Raw genomic sequence first — 20,151 nt, 5'->3', positions numbered from 1 at the left:
ATCTTATATCTGTGCTATAATATAATCAAATTAATCAATTAAATTTTAAAACTATGCAAGGTTATTGTGTAAAATGTAAAGCCAAAGACAGTGAAATGAAAGACGTTAAAGAAGTTGTCATGAATGGCAAGGGTGACGTAAAGCGCAGAGCTGCCACCGGCACTTGCGCAAAATGCGGAACCAAGATGTATAAAATCTTAGGCAAGGATGCTCCTAAAGTTGTCTAGTTGAACAGAATATCTTAACAAGAAGGTAATTTTAAAAAATTACCTTCTTGTTTTTTTACAAAAATAGGATAAAATTTACTATATTATGTTTACGCGGAAGAAACCAACCAGATACGAAAAAAAACAAAATTTTAGACCTGAGGTCAAAGCTGTACGCGCCTCAAGGAAAGATTTTATAAAGAAAAGAACAACGAAATTAAAATTGATGATTTTAATCATTTCGGCATTTGTTTTAATTTTGGGCGGCGGCTATATTTTATTATTCAGTCCGATTTTTAAAATTAAAAATATTACAATCACCAAAATTAATGACTATAATTTAACCTCTGAAGCGGAATTAAAAGATTTGATTAATTCTGTAGTAAAGAGACCATTTGGTTCCAACTTGATTCTTTTTAACAATAATTGTTTGTCCAAAATACTCAGTGTGGATTCCCGTATCCGTTCATTTAAAATTAACAAAAAAATGACCAATACATTGGAATTAAACATAGAAGAATATCAACCGGTTGCTCGTTTGGAAATTTTAGGCTATGAAGGGGAGTATTATTTCAATTCTAACGGCCAAGTGATCATAATAAAATCAGAATCCACTCAATATTTTACGACACTAAATAATAATGAAGAGAAAAATAATGATTTGATAATTTTTTATGATCAAGGTTCAGCCAACTTCCATAATCAGACCTATATAAACTTCATTAAAGGCATTCTAGACCTAATTAGAGGCAATATTTTAAGGCAAAACAACATAACAGCCACTATTGTTAAAATTAACGAAAAAGGGAGTATTTTGGAGGCAGAAATCACCACATTGGAAGGATGGAAGATATTGGTCAATTCTGAGACGGATTTCAAGAAACAAGAGGAGAGTCTTAATTTAGTTTTAAAAGATCAATTAAAAGATAGGCAAGCGTTAGACCACATTGACCTGCGCTTCAGAGATTTATGGTATTTAAATAAACAAATACCATAGAATATAATAAAAAACCACTTTTGGGGCACTATCTCCAAAAGTGGTTTAAGATAAGGGTAGCGACGTAAAAGGAATATTGTGCGACGTGGTATATAGAGGAAAAACGCTATTCCCTCTCATTTTTGACCACTAACCCACTGATCAATAAAATACTGATAAGTTTGAATTTTTACAATAAATAATCTTCCGGATTGACAGGAATACCATTTTTTCTTATTTCAAAATGCAAATGCGGACCGGTAGAAAAATTTCCTGCGCCGCTGGTTCCCGGTAGTCCCCCGCTTTTTCCTATAACCGTACCCCTTCTGACATATTCGTCTTCTCTTACAAAAATTTGACTTACATGCCCGTAAACAGTGGAAAAGGTGTCATTATTGATAATCATAATATAACTGTAACCCATTCCGCCATTTTTTGCTTTTGCCACATAACCCGAGGCTGCCGCTCTGATATTTATACCCTGAGAGGCGCGAATATCAATAGCCGGATGCTCTCCAATCCATTTTCTATAAGGATAATCAGGATCATGAAAGGAACAAGTTATACCATTATTCGGCACCGGCCAGGAAAAAACAATTGAACCCTCTTGCTCCATGATTTGATCTTTTTTTTCTTTCTCTTCTGCTAATTTTGTCCTGATGCTTGTTTCCAAATTTGAAATTTCATTTTCCGTTCTTCGCTGTTCGGCGACAGCATCGGCCAATAAACTTTGAAATTTCCATTCCGCGCCTTGTGTTTTTTCCAAAATATTTTCATTGGCATTTTTCTCAGTTGTTAACTGAGATTTTTTATCCAATAAATCATTCTGCAGATTGGTTATGTTCTGCAAATTGGTGCGTAAATCTTTTTCTTGCAGTTCCATCCCTTCTTTGATTAATTTGATTTGTTCAAGAGAATGAGACAGGCTTCCTTGAAAAGTGTTTAAATAGCGCACGTGACTCAAAATATCAGAGATGGAATCGCTTAAAACAATAATTGTCAAAAGATTTTTATTGTCATATCGATTAATCAATCTTAAAATTTGCTGTAAATTTTCTTTCTGATCCTGAATTTCTTTTTGCTTTTCCAAAATTTTAAATTGAATATTTTTAATTGATAAATCTGTGGTCGTTATCTCTGTTTCTTTTTCTTCTATCTCCACTTTTGTTTTTGAGACTTGATTTTTTAAAATACTTAATTGATTTTTAAGATTAACCGCCTCTTTTCTCTTGATTTCTATATTTTTTTCATAAACTTTCTTTTGCTCTTCCAACTTTTTAAGATAACTCTGGTGAGAGTCAATCTCTTTCTGAATTTGGTCAATCTCTTGAGTATAATCCTGAGCGGCCGTTATCGGCGTTTTTACAAAATTAAATAAAAAAATAAAACTTGCCAAAATAAAAATAGTCAAAAATTGTTTTATATTTTTTTTCATTGTTTCAATTTTTCAATAGCCTGATTAACCCTGTTTATAGTTTTTTCTTTGCCTAAAACTTCGGCTATCGCTTCGGGCGGAGGTGAAGATTTAAGGCCGCTTAAAGCCGCTCTTAAAGGCCAAAGTGTCTCTCCTACTCCGATTTTCTCCTTTAATGGTAATAAATTGTCCATTATATTTTTAGCAGTAAATTGATCGCTTGAAATTTTTTCCAAAATAACTCCGGTTTGACTTAAACTGTCTTTAATTTGCTGATTATCCATTTTTTTCCATTGCAACAGTTCCGGTTCATATTCCAAAGTATCTAAAAAGAAAAATTTGGTTAAATCTCCTATCTCGTTCAACCGTTTAAGCCGTTCCTGCTCAAGCGCGACAATTTTTTTAATCCAGTCAAAATTTGATGACTTTATCAAGCCTGTTTGCTCCAAATATGGCATGCATTTTTTTGTCAGCTCGTCCGTATCCATTTGCCGTATATAACATCCATTCAGCCAATCCAATTTTTCCACATTAAAAACAGCTCCGGCTTTTTGAATTTTTTCCAAAGAAAACGTTTTAATCAATTCTTCAAGACTGAAAATTTCCTGTTCGGTCCCGGGATTCCAACCCAAGAAAGCGATAAAATTCAAAATAGCTTCTTTTAAATATCCTTTTGATAGATAATCTTCCACTGTAACATCTCCCTGCCGCTTGGATAATTTGGAATGATCCGGATTAAGCAATAATGGCAAATGAGCAAATTGAGGCAATGGCCAATTAAAATATTGATAAAGCAAAATATGTTTTGGCACTGAAGGAATCCATTCTTCTCCCCTAATAATATGAGTGATTTCCATTTTGTAATCATCAATGACCACGGCTAAATGATAAGTCGGGAAACCGTCTGATTTCAATAAAACTTGATCGTCAATATCTTTTAAATCAAATTTTATTTCACCTCTGATCAAATCCGTAAAAGCAATCGTCCCCTCTTCCGGAACTTTTAACCTAATAACATAAGGTTGTCCCGAACTAAGCCGAAGAGCTATTTCATCTTTGGTTAATTTTCTGCATCTTTCGTCATATCTGGGCGGAAGTTTTTGCGCCATTTGGTCTTGTTTCATTTTATCCAATTCTTCCGAAGTGCAAAAACAATAATATGCCTTGTCTTCTTCCACTAATTTTTTCGCCAAATTTTGATAAATTTCCAGCCGTTCAGATTGAATATACGGTCCGCAATTTCCTTTTTGAACTATTTTATTATTTTCAATAAAAGGTCCTTCATCCCAATCCAGACCCATGGTTTGCAGCATTTTTAGTAAATTTTCCACCGCATTTTCCACATATCTTTGACGATCGGTGTCTTCAACGCGCAAAATAAATTTGCCGTTGTTCTTTTTGGCAAAAAGCCAACTATAAAGACAGGTCCGCAAGCCGCCGACATGCAAAAATCCTGTTGGTGATGGAGCAAAACGAGTTCTGATCATATTAAAACATTAATTACTCTACTAATTTAATTCGTCCGCCTCAAGCGGACTTGTCCACTAATCATACAAATAAATAATAGTTTTTAGTTCATAGTTTATTGGTTATAGTTATTCAGTCGTCAGTTAGAAACCGGAAACCAATAAACCAAAACTAAGAACCATTAACTAATAACTATGAATTTTACTTTGTACTTTCTATCCTTTGCCAAATATGAGCAAAGGTTTTTTTTCTTATTTTTATTTGCCAAAAAATGGCCAACCAAAGATAAATTCTCGCCAAATAAAGTAAAATTGTCCAAAAAAATTCTTTTATGGTCTTTGGAAAAATGAAAAATAGTTTAATGCCACTCTGCACTTCTTGCCAAAAATTTCTCATTTTTTTTATTCTAGATTCCAAATTCCAAATTCCAAATTCTTGTACATAGCCGCCGGTTGAACGAACTTTCTGTTTTAACCAATCTTTAAAATTATCAGGATATTTAATATAAACCTTGGCTTGCGGCGCGTAAACTACTTGATAACCCTGATTTCTGGCCATCTGAGTCATAACCGCATCTTCAGCCAGCATATTCTCGGGAATTTGATCAATAATTTTTTTTAAAATGGCAAAAAGATAACCCGAACAAGGAAAATTTCTATTTTTTAATCTCATTTGATGAGCGGCAAAAGTCAGAAAATGAGACCAATAACCGAATAAATTATTGCGAGAACTGGTTGAAATCGGTTGACCGCTGACCGCGCCGACTTTATTATTTTCAAAAGGAGTTATTAAATATTCCAAATCTTCTTTCTTTATTTTAACATCACCGTCGCTTAAAATTAAAATCTCTCCCCTTGCTTGTTGAAAGACCAAATTTAAAGCAGCCGGCTTACCTTTTCCTTTGTCTTTTAAATATTTTATAACAGGAAATCTTATTTGAAATTCTTTTGCTATTTTTTCAGATTCTTCGTCAGGACCGACAATTAAAATTTCGTCATCCGCTTTTAATAAATTGGAATCCAAAAATGACTGAATGGCTTGCGGCAAACTCTTCGGCTCTTTATTGGTGGTGATAATAATAGAAATCATTATATGTATAGTATATCATTATTTAGACTATTTATTAAGTGGATAAATACTGATTTAGTTTAAAAAGAAAAGGCCCAATTTAATAAATTGAGCCTTTTTTGTTTCTATGTATTACGTTTAATGCCACACTCAAGATAGTGAGCATTAACTCGCATTTTTTATCCGGTAATGAATCGTCCAGATGTCGTGTAAGTTTGATTCCTAACTCGTCGGTGTTTTGTGAGGATAGCTTAAGTGATTCTCTGATCGCCTCTATTTGTTTTTTATCTCCACCGTGAATATCTACCGAAATGGCATCCATTTTACTTTCAACTCGCCATTTGAATTCCATTAGAACATAAACCATCAGAGCTGCTCTCTGTTCAAATTCAGTTATGCTGTTAAAAAAATTAATCAGTTTATTCCCCTCTTCTTTTGACAATAAAGCAGAGTTCTGGAATAATCCCCTGATAATCTTCATATCTTCATGATGTTTTTCAACTAAATCATGAGTAGCCATACGAGAAATTCTCTCTTTATCCTCTGTATTTTTGTTATCCATATTACTCACCTCCTTTTTATTTTTTGAATCAAAGAACTTTATATAATAAAAACATAACACAAATTCAGCCTTTTGTCAATACCAATAAAAAAAGGCTTAATTTGATTAAAAAATTAAGCCTTTCTGTTTTAATAAACCGTAACTAATTCTCTTGTGTTTTTATCTATATACTCATTGTCGCCGCAAGAATCGTATTTCTGTTCTTCCCAATTACCACCAAAAAAATCACTTAAAATATTCCTTATTTCTTGATACTCCCTTGGGTCTAATTTTTCCTTATAGGCCGCAACATCCAGGTATTGAAGTTTATGTTCAATATCTGAGGGGTCAGAGAGAGATACTACTAATACGAACGAAATAAAATAGGAACTATGACCAGGTATATGGCCTCGGTTAATATCAAATCTCACAAAGCATCTTTTTTTATTACTACCACTCTCCACCCTAACTGTATATGGTGATTCTGGGGTTGAACCATATTGTTTACTATCATATTCATCCGGACAACGTTCAAATGGTTGACTCATTTCATTGAGTCTTTTTTCCAATACGGGAGCCAATTTCTTGGCCAAATCAAGCGCCAAAAAATTAACTTTTGCCTGTTTATCTTTTTTCCACCACATCTTTACCTCCCTTTTTATTGAAATATTTTATCCCAATTTTAAAATAACTGATTTAATCATAGCGATTTATTAAAATTTGTCAATATTTAAACAATCAAGCTTAATAAATATCCAATAATGGAAAATAAGGCAATGGGCGGAAGAGCGGGAATCGGTTGACGATTTGATTGTCGGTTAAAAATCCAAAAGCTTGTCAAAAGTCCGATTAAAGCAAAGATAGCGACGATCAAAACATCCATAATCCCCCTTCCTGCCAAAGACGCGCACAAAAGCAATGGAAAAATAATATCGCCGCCGCCTAAAATTAAAAAATTTCCACCAGGTTCCACTTTTTTTAAATTTTCCATCCAATCTTTTCCGCCCAAGGCCGATCCGCCTTGGGCGGAAAAATTTGACGGAATAATAAAACCCAAAATAGCTTGACTCCTGATCATTTCTCTGGCCATTTTAACCATATGCTTGGTCTTATAAACAGCAATAAAATCGTAAACGGAAAAAATCAATAACAGCACAATTACTTCCATTGGTTTAAATCCCAAACCCATTATGGCGCCAATACTTGATATTGCCAAAATCACTGACAAATCATGAATTAAAACCGTCGGCTTGATTAACCAAACTAAAATCAAAGCAATTATTAAAATCAAGGCGAAAATACTCGGCATCCATAAATTCAATAAAATAAATCCACCCGAAAATACAGCTAAAATAAAAATAGTTTTAAATATTATGTCTTTTATTTTAGCTGCTTTTGCGCCTAATATTGAAATGATAAAAACAAATAAAGTGACTGAAAAGAATTGTCCCATAAAGTGCCAAATATTAAGCGGTGGAATACCGGCAGCGCCCGGTGTAAAAAATGAACGTAATCTGAAAACAGCCGATATCCCCAATCCTAGGGTCAAAATAAACAAAATGGTCTCCCAAAAATAAATAGATTTTTTGTTGAAATTCATCATTTAAACATCTTAACATAGAATTCAACCCTTGACCATAAGTTATAAATATAATAAAATATAGTATTCTATGTCTTTTATAAAAAAAATTGCTGTTTTATTGATTCTTGTTTTAGTCAGTCTTAATTGGCCGTTAATATGTCGGGCCGAAGTTTTTTTTAATCCAAATTCCATCATTTCCGATTATGACTTAACTAATTATCAAAGCATGACTTTGGAAGAAATTCAAAAATTCTTGGAAAATGCAGGCGGAACGCTCGATACATATCAATGTACGGACATAGATGGCAAAAAAAAATTAGCTTCGGAAATAATTTATCGAGCCGCCCAAGAATACAAAGTTAATCCTCAAATTATCATTACCGTGCTCCAAAAAGAACAAACTCTTGTTTCCCAGCCCCCAAAAAAATCTTCACAATACGATTGGGCGACCGGATTCGGATGTTACGATTATCGCAAACCGGTTCAACGTTTTTCCGGTTTTGCCACGCAAGTTGATCGCGCCACCTGGCGACTGCGTTATTTCATAGAGCATCCATGGGAATTCTTTTATCGCGCCGGACAAACATATAGAATAAGCTATCAAAAAGTAAGTCCGCAAAATTCAGCCACGGCCGCCCTTTATAATTACACGCCTTATGTTACCGGCAATAAATTATTTTGGTCGATTTGGCAAAAATGGTTTGTTAAAAAAACGGAATCTAAATTTGCCGATGGGACACTTTTAAAAGCTGAGGGAGACAATGGTATTTGGCTTATTCAAAACAACCAGCGACGGCCATTTTATTCAAAGACGGTTTTCTTGCTTAATCACAGTTTTAAGAATGTAAGAGAAGTGAGCCTTGAAGAACTTAAAAATTTTGAAATCGGTGAGCCGATGACTTTCCCGAATTACTCGCTTGTCAAAGCTTCCACCGGAGAAATTTTTATGTTAATTGACGGCGTCAAACGTTCCATTTCAGAAAAAATATTCAAAGCTATCGGGTTTAATCCGGAAGAAATTATTAAAGTTGAACCGAATGATTTATTAACTTATAAAGAAGGAAGACCGATACTTACTCCTTATCCTTCAGGCGCCCTGCTTCAAGATAAGGCCTCTAAAAGCGTCTATTATGTCGAAGAAGACATAAAGTACCCTATTGTTGATCAGTCTATTTTAAACGTTAATTTCCCTTATTCTCATATTGTTAAGAGTGAACCAAAATACTTAACCGAATTTAAAAATGGCGAACCGGTTAAATTCAGAGACGGAACCTTGGTGAAAACCGCCAATGAACCGAATGTTTATTTAATAACTCAAGGACAACGCCTGCCTATCCCTTCTGAAGAAATTTTTGACGCCTTGGGTTATCAATGGAGCGCCATCCTGACTGTTCCGGAGACCGTATTATATATGTACACTCTGGGTGAATCGTTAAAAATTTAAAATGTAAAAATCAAAGTGCAAAATGACAGAGCAAAATTCAAAATTAGAAAAACTTCAAAATTTTCAAAAATATTTTAAATTTTTAATTCCTAAAAAGCTAATAAGCTAACTTCCTAAAAAGCTAATACTATGATTTCTTTTGCCGCTATTATTCCTCATCATCCCATTCTCATCCCGTCTATTGGCCAAGAAAAACTTGAAATGGCCAAACAGACCGTTGAAGCAATGGAAAAATTAAAAAATAAATTGGTTAAAATAAAACCGGATATAATTATTGTTATTTCTCCGCACGGTTTGATTTTCGCCGATGCTTTTTGTTTAAACTTGGCTGAAAAATATTCCAGCAGCCTTGAATTATTCGGAGACTTAACCACCAAGATGGAATTCAAGAGCGACTCAAAATTAACATACAGAATCAGAGAACGTTTTGAAACCGCCAATCCCCCGCCCTTTTTAACAATGATCAGCGAACAAAATTTGGATTATGGCGTTACAGTACCGTTATATTATTTAACTCAAAAAACACCCGCGACCAATGATTCTATTTCAAATTTTTCTCTTATTCCAATCAGTGTTTCCGAATTGGATTATCAAAAACATTTTGAATTCGGACAAGGATTGAAAGAAGAAATCATGCAAAGTGATAAAAAAATCGCCGTCATCGCTTCCGGAGATTTATCTCATGCCTTGAGTCAAACGGAGAATCCCGTTGAAAACGAATTTGATAAAAAATTAATCAAGTTTCTCAAACAAAAAAATATTGATAAAATCATAAATTTTGATCCTAATTTAGTTCAAGAAGCTAAAGAATGCGGTCTGCGTCCGATTATCGTTCTTTTGGGAGTTTTGGACAATTTAAATTACAAACCGGAGATACTTTCTTACGAAGCGCCATTTGGCGTCGGCACTCTGGTGGCTCATTTCAAAATTTCTTAAAACGTGTTATAATAATTTAATTAATAATTTTAATTTATAAAAATATGCCTACTTATCTTTGGATTATCGTCGTCATAGTAATTTGGTTTGTTTGGTGGATTATTTCCACTTATAACGGCTTAATTACTTGGCACAATCGCGTAAATGAATCCTGGTCTGATATCGACGTTCAACTTAAACGAAGATACGACCTTATTCCGAATTTGGTTAATGCCGTCAAAGGATACGCGGCTCATGAAAAAGAAACATTTGAAAATGTCACTCAAGCCAGAACTCAAGCCATGGGAGCGCAAACAATGTCGCAAAAAGCGGAAGCGGAAGATGGTTTGACCGGCGCTTTAAAAACTTTATTCGCCGTGGCTGAAAATTATCCTCAGTTAAGAGCTTCGGAAAATTTTCAAAAACTGCAAGATGAACTGACTGATACGGAAAATAAAATTCAAGCTTCCCGTAGATTTTACAATAGCAATGCCAGAGATTTCAATGTCAAATGCGAAGTGTTTCCGTCCAATTTAATTGCCGGAAAACTCGGTTTTAAAACAGTGGAATTTTTTGAACTTAAAGAAGAAGCGGCTCGCACTGCGCCGAAAGTTGAATTCTAAATTATATTCGGATAATTTAAAAAGCCCTCTCGATTATTGAGAGGGCTTTTTTATTTAATCCAAATGGTCTACTACTTTCGCGCCCAATACTTTTTCTATATAAACCAGCGCCCATTTTTGCACTTCATCGCCCGGATGCCAAGGTAAATCGCCGGTTTCCACACAATCCTTTGATACAATAATTTTATTATAACCGTATCTCACAAGGTCAATTATTGTGTGCAAAACACAAACGTCAGTCCAAGCTCCCATAATTACTATTTCCATATTCTCCGGAACCGGAGCGTTAAACGGATGATACGCCTGTAGATGATCCAATAAACCTGTTTCAAAAAGCGCGCTGTGACTTTTTTTAGTATAAACCGAGCTATAACTATTTTCCGCGCACCAACGCAATTCTTGAATAATTTGAGCTTCCTTGCTTCCCTTTTGACAATGAACACCGAATATTTTGTTTTCCAGATCATTCTTACCATGCGCATCTCCGACAAAAATGGTTTCTTGATTATGTCTTCTCTCTTCGGTCCATTCCTTTTTTAAATACTCATCAATGTGCGGAATAATTATTCTGGTTCTCGGACTGAAAAGCGGACCTTCTTCAAGAAAACCAATAATCCCATCCACTATCAAATTTATCCTGATAATCTTTCCTTTCATTTTAATCACCTCCCTTTTTCTTTTTTTGGATTTTTTATTTTTTAAAGACGGAAAAAATTATTAATACACACAGGTTTCGTTAAAGTCGTTGGTATAACTGAGAATACGTTTAACTCTTTCGATTTCTTTGAGATCTCCGGTAGCTTTGGCGATATTATCACTCAATTTAATTACCGGGTGACCGCAAGAATACGTTGGCTTTGAAACCAAGGAAAGCGCCTCAAAACCGCAATCATTTGTCAGATTCGTACCCCAACCGAACAAAACATTGAAGCAATTCCGAAAATATCCTGATAATTTCAACATCATTGTAATGTCCAATCCGTCACTGAAAATAACTGTTTTAGTGGTGGGGTTAATGGTTTTTTTAAGATAAAAATCAAATACTTTCTCGCCCCATCTAAAAGGATCACCTGAATCTTGACGTAATCCATTCCAATTTTGAGCCTGTTCTAATGTAAAATTTTCAAGAAAGAAATCGCTGCCATAAGTATCAGACAAAGCAATTGATAATCCCTTACCGTATGTTTCCCACCATATTTCCATAACCCTGTTATGCGACTCGCGGACAGGATCTTTACTGTCATAGAAAACTCCGTAAAGAATCATGTCTTTTTCATGAGCATAAGTGCCTTTTGAGGCTAAACCGTATTTTTTGGCAAGGTAAACATTTGATACTCCCAAAAACTGTTCCGGCGATAATTCATTTTTTAATTTCCTTGCAGCATAATCATGCCAATCTCTGCTGAATCTGCGCCGAGTGCCGAAATCTATAAATTTAATTTCCGGATGTTTTTGAATAATTCTAATTTTCTCATCCAATCGCCTTTCTCCTTCTCTCCAAACTTCTTCCATGGACATGCCGGATCGTTTTACTAAAACCCGATTATACAACTCTGTAACGATGCATAATTTTATGGTTTCCCAAAAAATTCGTTCACTCCAATTACCTTCCACTTCAATTTCAAATTTCGGTTGAGTGCGAAAAGAAATACCGTCCAACCTTACGCCGTTTAAGAAATTTAAAAAACCTTCTTCGAAAATTTTCAAACCGCGCAGATAATCAATTTCTTCAGGAAGATATTTGAGCGTTTTAACATGGTCAAACTCCGACTTTAAAACTTCAAGGGAAATATAATCGGATAAATTCACACGAGCGGTGCGATTTATAAAACTATACTGTACCGGAACTTCAGGATAATATTTCCAAGATACTTGGGCCATGGTCAATTTGTAATAATCCAGGTCCAACAATGAATTAATAATATGTTCCATCTTTTCCTCCTTTTCCGCTATTTAGCGGATATTGTAAAGAGCTGCAAAATTATTATTATAATATCAAAAAAATTGCTATTTGTCAACCAGGTAGTGAAATTTTGACAGGGCCTTTAATTTTTTATTTAATTTCTTTATTTATATATACTTATCAATTTATTAGCTTAAAAATTTATTAATTACCTCTTACCGCCCTTAAAAAAAATAAGTCAAAATTCTACTACCTGGTCAATCCTTGAATTTTATTAATTTTGTGGTCATTAATGATTTTGAAATAACCACTTTATCGCCTTCATTAAGACGATAGTCTCTCTGTCCGTCGGCCACAACATAAGGCAAATGCTGACCGCTCCGCAAGGTTATCACTTCAAATGAAGCGCTGGTTGGCGCGACAAATGCTCTTGTATTGGGCGAAAAATAATCAGATTCAAAGAACGCGTTGCAGGCAACCACGCTGAAAGAATCATTGAAAAGCACCGGCCCGCCGGCATAAAGATTATAAGCAGTTGAACCTATTTGAGTGGAAAAAATTATACCATCGCCAACGACATTGGCTAATTTCCTTTGATTACCATGAATAATTTTAAGTTTTAACCAAACCACCCGATTGATTCCACCGACCACTATATCGTTAAGCGCGTCTATTTCTTTGATAATTTTATTTTTTCTGGTGATCCGCGCTTTAATTCGCGTATAAGAATCAACGGAAAAATTTCCTTGATGAAGCTCTTCCATTTTTTTTAATAATTGTTCTTTTGAAATGCGGCAGAGATAACCCTTGCAGCCAAAATTAACGCCTACTAAGGGAACTTTCTGAATCGCCACTTTATTAGCCGTATGAAGTATTGATCCGTCTCCGCCAAGAACCATAATCCAGTCTAATCCCTTTTTTAAAACTGATGAATTTATTTTATTAAAAACCTGATAATTCCGTTCTTTGAAATATTTTTCTATTTCTTTTGCCGTTTGACGCACGCCGGGCTTGGTTGTTTTAATGAAAACGCATATTTTTTTCATACTCTTGGTAATAAGGAGTGAGGCAAAATCTATAATTATCGCCTCGTTTAAATTTTTTAATTAATTTTAATTGCTGCGAATTAAGTTTTTTTGCATCTTTTTTATTTAAATAAGCCAAAAGCAAGGCATCACTTGGTTTTAAATTCAATTCAAACTGCTTATTAATTTCATTAACGATTTTTTTCTGAACGGGTTTATATTTTTTAGAAAAATATCGACAATTGAATTTTACCATTATTCTCCGTATAATCAACAGCGATAAAATATTTTTAAACCACTTGTTTCCATATAATGACGGAATGGATATTCGACTGAAAGCAAATCCCAAACGATAGTAAAATAATCCGTACGGTTTACTAAAAGACACAAGAACAGCGATAATGTTCGGATGACTGATATCAAAATGGTGCAAATCGGTCATGCCGAGATAAGTTAAATCATAAATAATTTTATGACCGGCCTGACAGATATTATTTATAAATTCATCGGATAAAATATTGCCGTCGCAGGCCGAAGGATTGGAAATAAACCAATAACCCTTTCTAATTTTTGTCGGATCTGTATTTTTATCAACCTCAATCGTTTTAATGTTGCGCGTCTCGGCTACGGCCTGATAACCTTCATAGTCCCCTTTTAAAACATATATTTGTTTAATCCCCTTACTCTGTAGCATGGTTAAAATCTCGCGTATTCCTTCTTCCGCGCCGCCGATCGGATATTTAAAAGCAAAATCTTTAAGACGCGGTATTGCCTCGGATTGAAATTTTAAAAATTGATCAATAATCGGAAAATGAAAATCGTCCAAACCGGGATCTATGGATTTAAGAAATATCTGATGAGGATAATTTTTGGTTAAATCAGTTATTATTTTTCTGATTTCGGGAAAATAATAACTGTAAACAGTGGTAATGGCGTTAAATTTTTTCATATTTATTAAATTAAGTTAGCCCCCGGATATTGCCAGTCATATCTTAAATGACCGTCCGGAAAAAATATTAATTGTCTAAGTTCCTCTGAAGATGGATCTAAAGTTAGAGCATTGGTTAAACAAATATTTTGACCGTCTAAATCATAAACAGTAGCCCCGTGAACCAGCTTCATCACTTCAACGGCATTATTCTTAAGATAATTTCTAAGTTGGGTTTCATTTATCTGATGTTTGGCAACCCATTGAGAAATTTCCTTATTTTCACTTTTAATCGGTTTTTCCAGCGACCTTGTGGATATTTGTTCCACTTTGTTTTCTTTGGCGAAATTAACTAATTTTTTAACTTCTGTTGGGCTGTCTATAAAATTTTTTAACATCGTACAGGAAAATCTTACTGAAAGTCCTGCTGAATGAATAATTTTTATTAAATCAACCAATTTCATATAAGAACCTTCTGGCTGATAAATTATTTTATTTTTTTCATCTTTATAATGAACTATGGAAATAGCAATAGTTGTTAAACCAAGCTGATACCATTCTTTCAGATATTTTTTGTATAAATTTCTTTTTTGGAAAATGAGGATGCCGTTAGTTTGAAGCTCTATAAAAGGAAATTTGTAAGGTTTAAGGTGTTTCAAAAAAGCTGTAATTTCTTTTGGAAATAAAAGCGGTTCTCCTTTGCCGGTAAGCAAAATGGTGGAAACCTCGTTATTTTGAGCAAATTGACAGCCAATATTGAAATTTCTCCAATTTATTTTTGATTTTTTAGAATCAACTCCTTGCGCCGGCGTCATTTTGGAAACACAATAAGGACAACGAGCATTGCATTTACGATTTCCTATTAAAACGCTGTAAGTTTGAATTCGCATATTTATTTTTTAAATTATTTAGAATTAACAAATAATTTATTTATGGATTGATTGGCCAATTTAAGTCTCTCTTCCCAGTTTCCTTTAATTATAATGTACGGTCTTTTTTGTTTTTTTAATTCTTCTTGCCACCATTTCAAGTATTTCTTGCGTTCGTTTATTTTTGGTATCGGCCTTTGAGGATCCTTTACCCATGGAACATCAATATCGAGCAATAAATAAAGGTCATAAATTCTATTTTCAGCTTCTTTCTTGATCCATTGAGGACATTTTTTAAAATAAAAATTTGACCAAAAAACAGTTGTATTCAAATCCGTGTCGCAAAAAAGTATTTTATTCGCTCTTTTAACTTGAGAATCTTCCGTTGCTATTTGTCCGCGAGCAATATTGAAAATATCTTTATAACGAACCTCCCCTTCTTTATAACCGGCATGCTTGACATATTCATCCAATAATTGACGGGCATATTCATCCACAAAAACAGTTTTATATTTTTTTGCCAATTTTTTAACAAGCGTTGTTTTTCCCGTAGATTCCGGACCAACAATGCATACTTTTTTTACAAAATAAGGTCTTGTTATTTCAGGCAGAAATCTCCAATATTTTATCGGATTTTTTCTTATGGTTGTGCCCGAAATCGGCACCAAATCTCTTTGACGATTTACCGGAATATATTCAATTCCCATTGTCTCGGCCATTTTCCAGCCATAATCTTCTGAACCGAACAAGGCGTCGAATTCCTCTCCCGGGCAATGTTTCTTGATACTTTCTTTCCAAATATTCCAAAAATCAGGATCCTCTTTTGGCTCTTGCGGAATATCGGCATAATGATGAATAACGTTTGCGTTGGGAAATAATTGTTTTACCCATAAAAATCTTATCTCTCCCGGAATAGGTTCGTCTTTTAACGAACAGACAAGTATGGTTAATTTATTGCATGATTTAAGGGCAAAATTCAATAAATAAACATGACCTTCGTGCAGAGGCATGAATTTCCCGAAAACCAGGCCGCTCCCTATTTTTTTACCGGCGATATTATTTTTCATATTTTTCCCTTGATTATTTGATTATGATATTGTTTTTGCCAATCAACCAATCCTTTTATTGCCAGGCAAAGAAATATTAAATATTCCAAAGAAATAAATTTAACGCCTTTGATATAATAAAGGCCAATGCCGATGATATCCACCAATATCCAAAGATACCAACATTCTATTTTTCTTTTTGCCATTAAAAATTGAGCAATAAAACTCATTACGGTTGTAAGTGCATCTAAAAATGGAAATGATGCTTGCACGGGGAAAATCTTGGGAAAATAAAGATGTATGTGTTGCATGAAATAACCAGTTAACGCTGTTCCTAAAATTATTAAACTTATAACAATGATATTATTTTTAAGAACATTATAGCTGATTTGCAGTTGTTTGGATTCGCCTGACTTATTTTTTAACATGATTTTTCGCCATAAAAACCATCCGTAAAAACTTGTAATTAAAAAGTAGATTTGTTCAAAAAAATCAGAATACAGTTGAATTTGATAAAAAAGGAAAAGATAAAGTATGATTCCCGCGATACCGATAGGCCAAGTTAAAATTTTATTTTTAGCCGCCAAATAAACGCACCATAAATTAAAAATAGTGCCGAAAAATTCCAAATAACTCATCTGATAACCGATAAATGTGAAGAATATATTGTTAATGTTTAAAAAATTATGCATATTATAATATTAAATAATTTATTTAAAAATTCAATCCCCGTTTTTCTAAGATCACATTTTGACCGGTTATGAATTTCCAAAGCTTGGGCGGCCGGTAAGAAACATTTTTCTTTAACTGATGCACCGGTTTAATGAGATTTAAGGATAATATTTTTTTCTGAAAATTTCTTTTATCAATTTTCTTGCCTAAAATAATTTCATAGACTTCTCTTAACTCCGAAAGAGTAAAAACTTTCGGTAAAAGATTGCGGCCTATATTGGTGTATTCCAATTTCCAAGATAAACGTTTTAAAGCATAATTAACAATTTTTTTATGGTCAAAGGCCAATGGGGGCAATTTCTTAACACTAAACCAGTCTGTGTCTATAGCGTCCGTGTCAGCCCTCAATCGCGGTTCTTCGCCGATTAAAGCGAAATAAGCCACAGAAATGACCCTGCCTCTCGGATCTCTTTTAGGGTCGCCGAAGGTATAAAGCTGTTCCAAATAAACATCTTTCACTCCGGTTTCTTCTTCTAACTCTCTTTTTGCCGCTTCCTCTAACGGTTCATTTTTATTAACTCGGCCGCCGGGTATGGCCCACATATTTTTAAATGTTTTCGATCCACGTTTGATTAACAGAATTTTTAAATCATTATTAATGATATTAAAAATAACTGTATCCACCGCTATTTGCGGTTTCTCCGGTTTTTCTTGCCAACGGGCAATTTTATTTTTGTTTTTCATATTTTTAACTTAATGTTATTTATACATTAACTTAGTGTTATCTATACACATAGTAACATACCCAAATAAAATTAACAAGTCTTAATCTGTGGATAACTTTTTCACCTTGCCTAATTTTACAAAAGTGATAAAATACTTTTATTATGCCAGGTAGTGAAAATTTGACCGCCCACTAAGGTGGGCTGTAAAAATAGGTATTAATAAATCAAATTCTTACTATTTCGGCGCTTAGCCTAAGTTTAAAAAAATATTTAATATTAATTAGTCAAATTTCTACTACCTGGTATGACTGAACAAAAACTAAAACTGCCTAAAAATAAAAAAATCAAAGTCACCCCTCCGGCGGCTCCTAAAGAAGACAAAGGAACGGCTATTCAAGAAATAGTTAATCATTATTTTTACAGCAAGGGTCTAACGCTTGAACAAATTAAAGACGACGCGAAAAAGAAAAAAATAATTTATTCAAGATTTACCCGTCCAGCAAAACAATTATTGGATTTAGCCGGTTCCGTGGAACAAGCCAAAACAGCCATTAATAAAGTATCCGAATGGGCTAAGTCGCGCCGCCTTGATTATGCTATTGAAACCGTGTTTAAAAAATGGCTGGAACTTGATAAGTTGCAGCCGAAAGAAATTGTTAAAAAACCTTTTTTTCTTGACAATCCCATGGTCTGGAGCCAAACCAAACAAAAATGGTTTGTCGTAGCCGAAGACGGAGAATGGCGCGAATTTGCCGGAGATGACAAAGAAATTGAATGGCGAGTAAGTTAAATATATTAAATTAATTAAATATATAAAAAGAGCTTTTAAAAAAGCTCTTTTTATATTAGGACTATTTATTAATAATTTAAACTTTCATAATTTCTCTGATTTTTTTAATAATCGCCTTGGCGGAAATTTCTTCAAAATCCAATAATTCTTCCGGCCTACCGCTGCGTGGCATTTTTCTCACCGCTAATGAATTAATATTTATACCAATACTGCGCACGGCTTCGCCCATTCCGCCTTCGGCAAAATGATCTTCAACCGTAATAATGGCTTTTGTTTCTTTAGCCGCTTGTTGCAAAGTGGCTGCGTCAATCGGTTTGATACTGTAAAGGTCAATTATTCTGATATTAATCCCCTCTTTTTTTAATATTTCATAAGCTTTTAACGCTTCAAAAAGAGTAATACCGGCCGCGACTACGGTCACCGCATCTTTTTCGCTTTTCTTCAAAACCTTGCTTCCGCCAATGGGAAAATTTTCATTTGGTTTATAAATTATCGGTGTGGCCGAACGCGTGGTGCGAAGATAAGCTATTCCTTTGAATTTTATCATTTCTTCAACCAATTTTTCCGTACTAATCGCGTCAGACGGATATAAAACTACGCTGTTTAAAATCGTTCTAAACATGGCAATATCTTCAAGCGCCATCTGCGACGGTCCGTCTTCACCAATGGAAACGCCGGCGTGCGAACCGATAAATTTAAGATTAGCTTCTGAATATTGCGACATTCTGATTTGATCAAAAGCTCTGATTAAAAAAGCGCCAAAAGTCGGGACAAAAGGAATTTTTCCGCGCTTGTCCAATCCCAGCGCCGTACCAACCATATTTTGTTCGGCAATAAACATCTGAAAAAATCTTTTTGGAAATTTTTTTTCAAAAATTTCCGCGTAAGTTGAATTTCCAACTTCGCCGTCCAAAACAACTATTTCCGGATATTTTTCAGCCAAACGGGTTATGGCATTGCCAAAAGCCTTGCGTGTTGCGACCGGAGTATTTATTGGATACTCTATAATTTTAAATTCTCCGACGCTTCGGTCGGAGCCCCGACCCATTGGCGTCGGGGTTGATTTTTGCCCTTTCTCTGGTTCTTGAATTTCTCCCTTTATTTTTTTATCAATTTCTCCTAATTCTTGCACAGCTTTATTAAACTCTTCTTTTGAAAGCGCTTTCCCGTGCCAACCGTTTTTATTTTCCAAAAAAGAAACTCCTTTACCCTTGATGGTTTTGGCAATTATCATTATCGGTTTATTTTTAATTTGATTGGCTTTTTTAAAAGTTTTTTCAATTTCTTTTAAATTATGTCCGTCAATAACAATTGTCTGCCAACCAAAAGCCGAAATTCGCTTGGCATATTCGTTAACTTTATGACCGAGCATTGTCTCACCTCTTTGTCCCAAGCGATTCACGTCAATAATACCGATTAAATTATCAAGTTTATAATAACTGGCCAATTCAATGGCTTCCCAAACCGAACCCTCGGCCATTTCGCTGTCACCTAAAAGGACATAAGTGCGATAAGGCAATTTATCCAAATATTTAGCATTAATAGCCATACCAACACCGACTGACAAACCTTGACCCAAAGAACCGGTGGCGACTTCACTGTATGGAAAACGCGGCACTGGATGTCCTTCTAAAGGGCTGTCGAATTTACGCAATTTTTTAAGATCAGTTTCGGTCAAAATTCCGGCCGCAGCATAAACAGCGTAAAGCGCCGGCACAGCGTGGCCTTTTGAAAGAATAAATCTGTCATTATTGACAAATTTAGGATCTTGAAGATTTACACGAAAAAATCCGCCAAAAAATAAAACAGCCATCAAATCAGTCGCCGAAAGCGAAGAAGTTGGATGACCGGAACCGGCTTCAGTGGTGGAAAATAAAATATAATAGCGGATTAATTTGGATAATTTTTTTAATTTATCAATCATATTTTGTATGGTAATTTTTTTAAAAAAATGATA

At 34.5% G+C, this 20,151-nt stretch carries 21 protein-coding genes; 6 read left to right on the top strand and 15 right to left on the bottom strand.

The annotated features are described in order from the left end of the window. The first annotated feature begins 53 nt into the window (after nucleotides 1–53). The gene (locus PHF10_02895) at nucleotides 54–227 is read left to right on the top strand and encodes a DUF5679 domain-containing protein (protein MDD5534677.1); all 174 of its coding nucleotides are present in this window, start codon (nucleotides 54–56) and stop codon (nucleotides 225–227) included. A gap of 85 nt (nucleotides 228–312) precedes the next feature. Next, entirely contained in the window at nucleotides 313–1,203 is an 891-nt protein-coding gene (locus tag PHF10_02890) for a hypothetical protein (GenBank protein ID MDD5534676.1), read from the top strand. Nucleotides 1,204–1,372: 169 nt separating this feature from the next. Here PHF10_02890 and PHF10_02885 read toward each other — a convergent pair whose 3' ends face one another. From PHF10_02885 to PHF10_02860, 6 genes are all read right to left on the bottom strand, one after another. Continuing rightward, nucleotides 1,373–2,617: a peptidoglycan DD-metalloendopeptidase family protein gene (locus tag PHF10_02885; GenBank protein MDD5534675.1), complete on the bottom strand. Its 1,245-nt coding sequence runs from the start codon at nucleotides 2,615–2,617 to the stop codon at nucleotides 1,373–1,375. Beyond that, entirely contained in the window at nucleotides 2,614–4,083 is a 1,470-nt protein-coding gene (gene gltX, locus PHF10_02880) for a glutamate--tRNA ligase (protein MDD5534674.1), read from the bottom strand. The genes PHF10_02885 and gltX overlap by 4 nt, the downstream gene beginning before the upstream one ends. A 181-nt stretch (nucleotides 4,084–4,264) precedes the next feature. Next, nucleotides 4,265–5,152, bottom strand: a complete 888-nt coding sequence (locus PHF10_02875; GenBank protein ID MDD5534673.1) for a glycosyltransferase family 2 protein — start codon at nucleotides 5,150–5,152, stop codon at nucleotides 4,265–4,267. Between the two features lie 79 nt (nucleotides 5,153–5,231). After that, complete coding sequence (locus tag PHF10_02870; protein ID MDD5534672.1) at nucleotides 5,232–5,693, bottom strand: hypothetical protein; 462 nt, start codon at nucleotides 5,691–5,693, stop codon at nucleotides 5,232–5,234. A 128-nt stretch (nucleotides 5,694–5,821) separates the two neighbouring features. Further along, on the bottom strand, nucleotides 5,822–6,316 hold the full coding sequence (locus PHF10_02865) for a hypothetical protein (protein MDD5534671.1): 495 nt from the start codon (nucleotides 6,314–6,316) through the stop codon (nucleotides 5,822–5,824). An 86-nt stretch (nucleotides 6,317–6,402) separates the two neighbouring features. Further along, nucleotides 6,403–7,272 carry a presenilin family intramembrane aspartyl protease gene (locus PHF10_02860; protein ID MDD5534670.1) on the bottom strand — a complete coding sequence of 290 codons (870 nt, stop codon included), beginning with the start codon at nucleotides 7,270–7,272 and terminating at the stop codon, nucleotides 6,403–6,405. 70 nt (nucleotides 7,273–7,342) lie between these two features. Here PHF10_02860 and PHF10_02855 point away from each other — a divergent pair, with 70 nt between their 5' ends. The 3 genes from PHF10_02855 to PHF10_02845 all read left to right on the top strand — a co-directional run bounded on the left by PHF10_02855 (nucleotide 7,343) and on the right by PHF10_02845 (nucleotide 10,236). Further along, nucleotides 7,343–8,698 (top strand): hypothetical protein, encoded by a 1,356-nt coding sequence (locus tag PHF10_02855; GenBank protein ID MDD5534669.1) that lies wholly within the window; start codon nucleotides 7,343–7,345, stop codon nucleotides 8,696–8,698. Between the two features lie 129 nt (nucleotides 8,699–8,827). After that, nucleotides 8,828–9,634, top strand: coding sequence for an AmmeMemoRadiSam system protein B (gene amrB / locus PHF10_02850; GenBank protein MDD5534668.1), 807 nt, complete (start codon nucleotides 8,828–8,830; stop codon nucleotides 9,632–9,634). Nucleotides 9,635–9,678: 44 nt separating this feature from the next. After that, complete coding sequence (locus tag PHF10_02845) at nucleotides 9,679–10,236, top strand: LemA family protein (GenBank protein ID MDD5534667.1); 558 nt, start codon at nucleotides 9,679–9,681, stop codon at nucleotides 10,234–10,236. 54 nt (nucleotides 10,237–10,290) lie between these two features. Here the strand turns inward: PHF10_02845 and PHF10_02840 are convergent, their stop codons facing one another. From PHF10_02840 to PHF10_02805, 8 genes are all read right to left on the bottom strand, one after another. Further along, nucleotides 10,291–10,893 (bottom strand): cysteine hydrolase, encoded by a 603-nt coding sequence (locus PHF10_02840; GenBank protein ID MDD5534666.1) that lies wholly within the window; start codon nucleotides 10,891–10,893, stop codon nucleotides 10,291–10,293. Nucleotides 10,894–10,953: 60 nt separating this feature from the next. Continuing rightward, entirely contained in the window at nucleotides 10,954–12,168 is a 1,215-nt protein-coding gene (gene pncB / locus PHF10_02835) for a nicotinate phosphoribosyltransferase (GenBank protein MDD5534665.1), read from the bottom strand. A gap of 228 nt (nucleotides 12,169–12,396) precedes the next feature. Next, nucleotides 12,397–13,185, bottom strand: a complete 789-nt coding sequence (locus tag PHF10_02830) for an NAD(+)/NADH kinase (protein MDD5534664.1) — start codon at nucleotides 13,183–13,185, stop codon at nucleotides 12,397–12,399. Beyond that, nucleotides 13,160–14,113, bottom strand: a complete 954-nt coding sequence (locus tag PHF10_02825; protein MDD5534663.1) for a hypothetical protein — start codon at nucleotides 14,111–14,113, stop codon at nucleotides 13,160–13,162. Before PHF10_02825 ends, PHF10_02830 begins: the two co-directional genes overlap by 26 nt. Nucleotides 14,114–14,118: 5 nt before the next feature. After that, on the bottom strand, nucleotides 14,119–14,982 hold the full coding sequence (locus tag PHF10_02820) for a radical SAM protein (protein ID MDD5534662.1): 864 nt from the start codon (nucleotides 14,980–14,982) through the stop codon (nucleotides 14,119–14,121). A 14-nt stretch (nucleotides 14,983–14,996) separates the two neighbouring features. Further along, on the bottom strand, nucleotides 14,997–16,028 hold the full coding sequence (locus tag PHF10_02815; protein MDD5534661.1) for an AAA family ATPase: 1,032 nt from the start codon (nucleotides 16,026–16,028) through the stop codon (nucleotides 14,997–14,999). After that, on the bottom strand, nucleotides 16,025–16,699 hold the full coding sequence (gene pnuC, locus PHF10_02810) for a nicotinamide riboside transporter PnuC (GenBank protein ID MDD5534660.1): 675 nt from the start codon (nucleotides 16,697–16,699) through the stop codon (nucleotides 16,025–16,027). Before pnuC ends, PHF10_02815 begins: the two co-directional genes overlap by 4 nt. Before the next feature lie 22 nt (nucleotides 16,700–16,721). Next, nucleotides 16,722–17,423, bottom strand: a complete 702-nt coding sequence (locus PHF10_02805; protein MDD5534659.1) for an NUDIX domain-containing protein — start codon at nucleotides 17,421–17,423, stop codon at nucleotides 16,722–16,724. A gap of 285 nt (nucleotides 17,424–17,708) precedes the next feature. Between PHF10_02805 and PHF10_02800 the strand changes: the two genes are divergently transcribed. Further along, nucleotides 17,709–18,194: a hypothetical protein gene (locus PHF10_02800; protein MDD5534658.1), complete on the top strand. Its 486-nt coding sequence runs from the start codon at nucleotides 17,709–17,711 to the stop codon at nucleotides 18,192–18,194. 76 nt (nucleotides 18,195–18,270) lie between these two features. On the opposite strand, the gene PHF10_02795 is transcribed toward PHF10_02800, so the two are convergent. Continuing rightward, nucleotides 18,271–20,133, bottom strand: coding sequence for a transketolase (locus tag PHF10_02795; GenBank protein ID MDD5534657.1), 1,863 nt, complete (start codon nucleotides 20,131–20,133; stop codon nucleotides 18,271–18,273). Between the last annotated feature and the right edge of the window lie 18 nt (nucleotides 20,134–20,151).

Source organism: Patescibacteria group bacterium (genome assembly GCA_028716665.1).
Lineage (GTDB): Bacteria > Patescibacteriota > Patescibacteriia > UBA2591 > JAQUPP01 > JAQUPP01.
Note: the sequence above shows the minus strand (reverse complement) of the source record. Positions and strands in the feature narration are given on the sequence as shown.

Coding starts and splice junctions, on each gene's coding strand:
- PHF10_02845 (MDD5534667.1), top strand. CDS start 9,679: ATGCCTACTTATCTTTGGATTATCGTCGTCATAGTAATTTGGTTTGTT.
- pncB (MDD5534665.1), bottom strand. CDS start 12,168: ATGGAACATATTATTAATTCATTGTTGGACCTGGATTATTACAAATTG.
- PHF10_02825 (MDD5534663.1), bottom strand. CDS start 14,113: ATGAAAAAATTTAACGCCATTACCACTGTTTACAGTTATTATTTTCCC.
- PHF10_02830 (MDD5534664.1), bottom strand. CDS start 13,185: ATGAAAAAAATATGCGTTTTCATTAAAACAACCAAGCCCGGCGTGCGT.
- PHF10_02875 (MDD5534673.1), bottom strand. CDS start 5,152: ATGATTTCTATTATTATCACCACCAATAAAGAGCCGAAGAGTTTGCCG.
- PHF10_02805 (MDD5534659.1), bottom strand. CDS start 17,423: ATGAAAAACAAAAATAAAATTGCCCGTTGGCAAGAAAAACCGGAGAAA.
- pnuC (MDD5534660.1), bottom strand. CDS start 16,699: ATGCATAATTTTTTAAACATTAACAATATATTCTTCACATTTATCGGT.
- PHF10_02820 (MDD5534662.1), bottom strand. CDS start 14,982: ATGCGAATTCAAACTTACAGCGTTTTAATAGGAAATCGTAAATGCAAT.
- PHF10_02885 (MDD5534675.1), bottom strand. CDS start 2,617: ATGAAAAAAAATATAAAACAATTTTTGACTATTTTTATTTTGGCAAGT.
- gltX (MDD5534674.1), bottom strand. CDS start 4,083: ATGATCAGAACTCGTTTTGCTCCATCACCAACAGGATTTTTGCATGTC.
- PHF10_02840 (MDD5534666.1), bottom strand. CDS start 10,893: ATGAAAGGAAAGATTATCAGGATAAATTTGATAGTGGATGGGATTATT.
- PHF10_02870 (MDD5534672.1), bottom strand. CDS start 5,693: ATGGATAACAAAAATACAGAGGATAAAGAGAGAATTTCTCGTATGGCT.
- PHF10_02860 (MDD5534670.1), bottom strand. CDS start 7,272: ATGAATTTCAACAAAAAATCTATTTATTTTTGGGAGACCATTTTGTTT.
- PHF10_02895 (MDD5534677.1), top strand. CDS start 54: ATGCAAGGTTATTGTGTAAAATGTAAAGCCAAAGACAGTGAAATGAAA.
- PHF10_02855 (MDD5534669.1), top strand. CDS start 7,343: ATGTCTTTTATAAAAAAAATTGCTGTTTTATTGATTCTTGTTTTAGTC.
- PHF10_02890 (MDD5534676.1), top strand. CDS start 313: ATGTTTACGCGGAAGAAACCAACCAGATACGAAAAAAAACAAAATTTT.
- amrB (MDD5534668.1), top strand. CDS start 8,828: ATGATTTCTTTTGCCGCTATTATTCCTCATCATCCCATTCTCATCCCG.
- PHF10_02815 (MDD5534661.1), bottom strand. CDS start 16,028: ATGAAAAATAATATCGCCGGTAAAAAAATAGGGAGCGGCCTGGTTTTC.
- PHF10_02865 (MDD5534671.1), bottom strand. CDS start 6,316: ATGTGGTGGAAAAAAGATAAACAGGCAAAAGTTAATTTTTTGGCGCTT.
- PHF10_02800 (MDD5534658.1), top strand. CDS start 17,709: ATGACTGAACAAAAACTAAAACTGCCTAAAAATAAAAAAATCAAAGTC.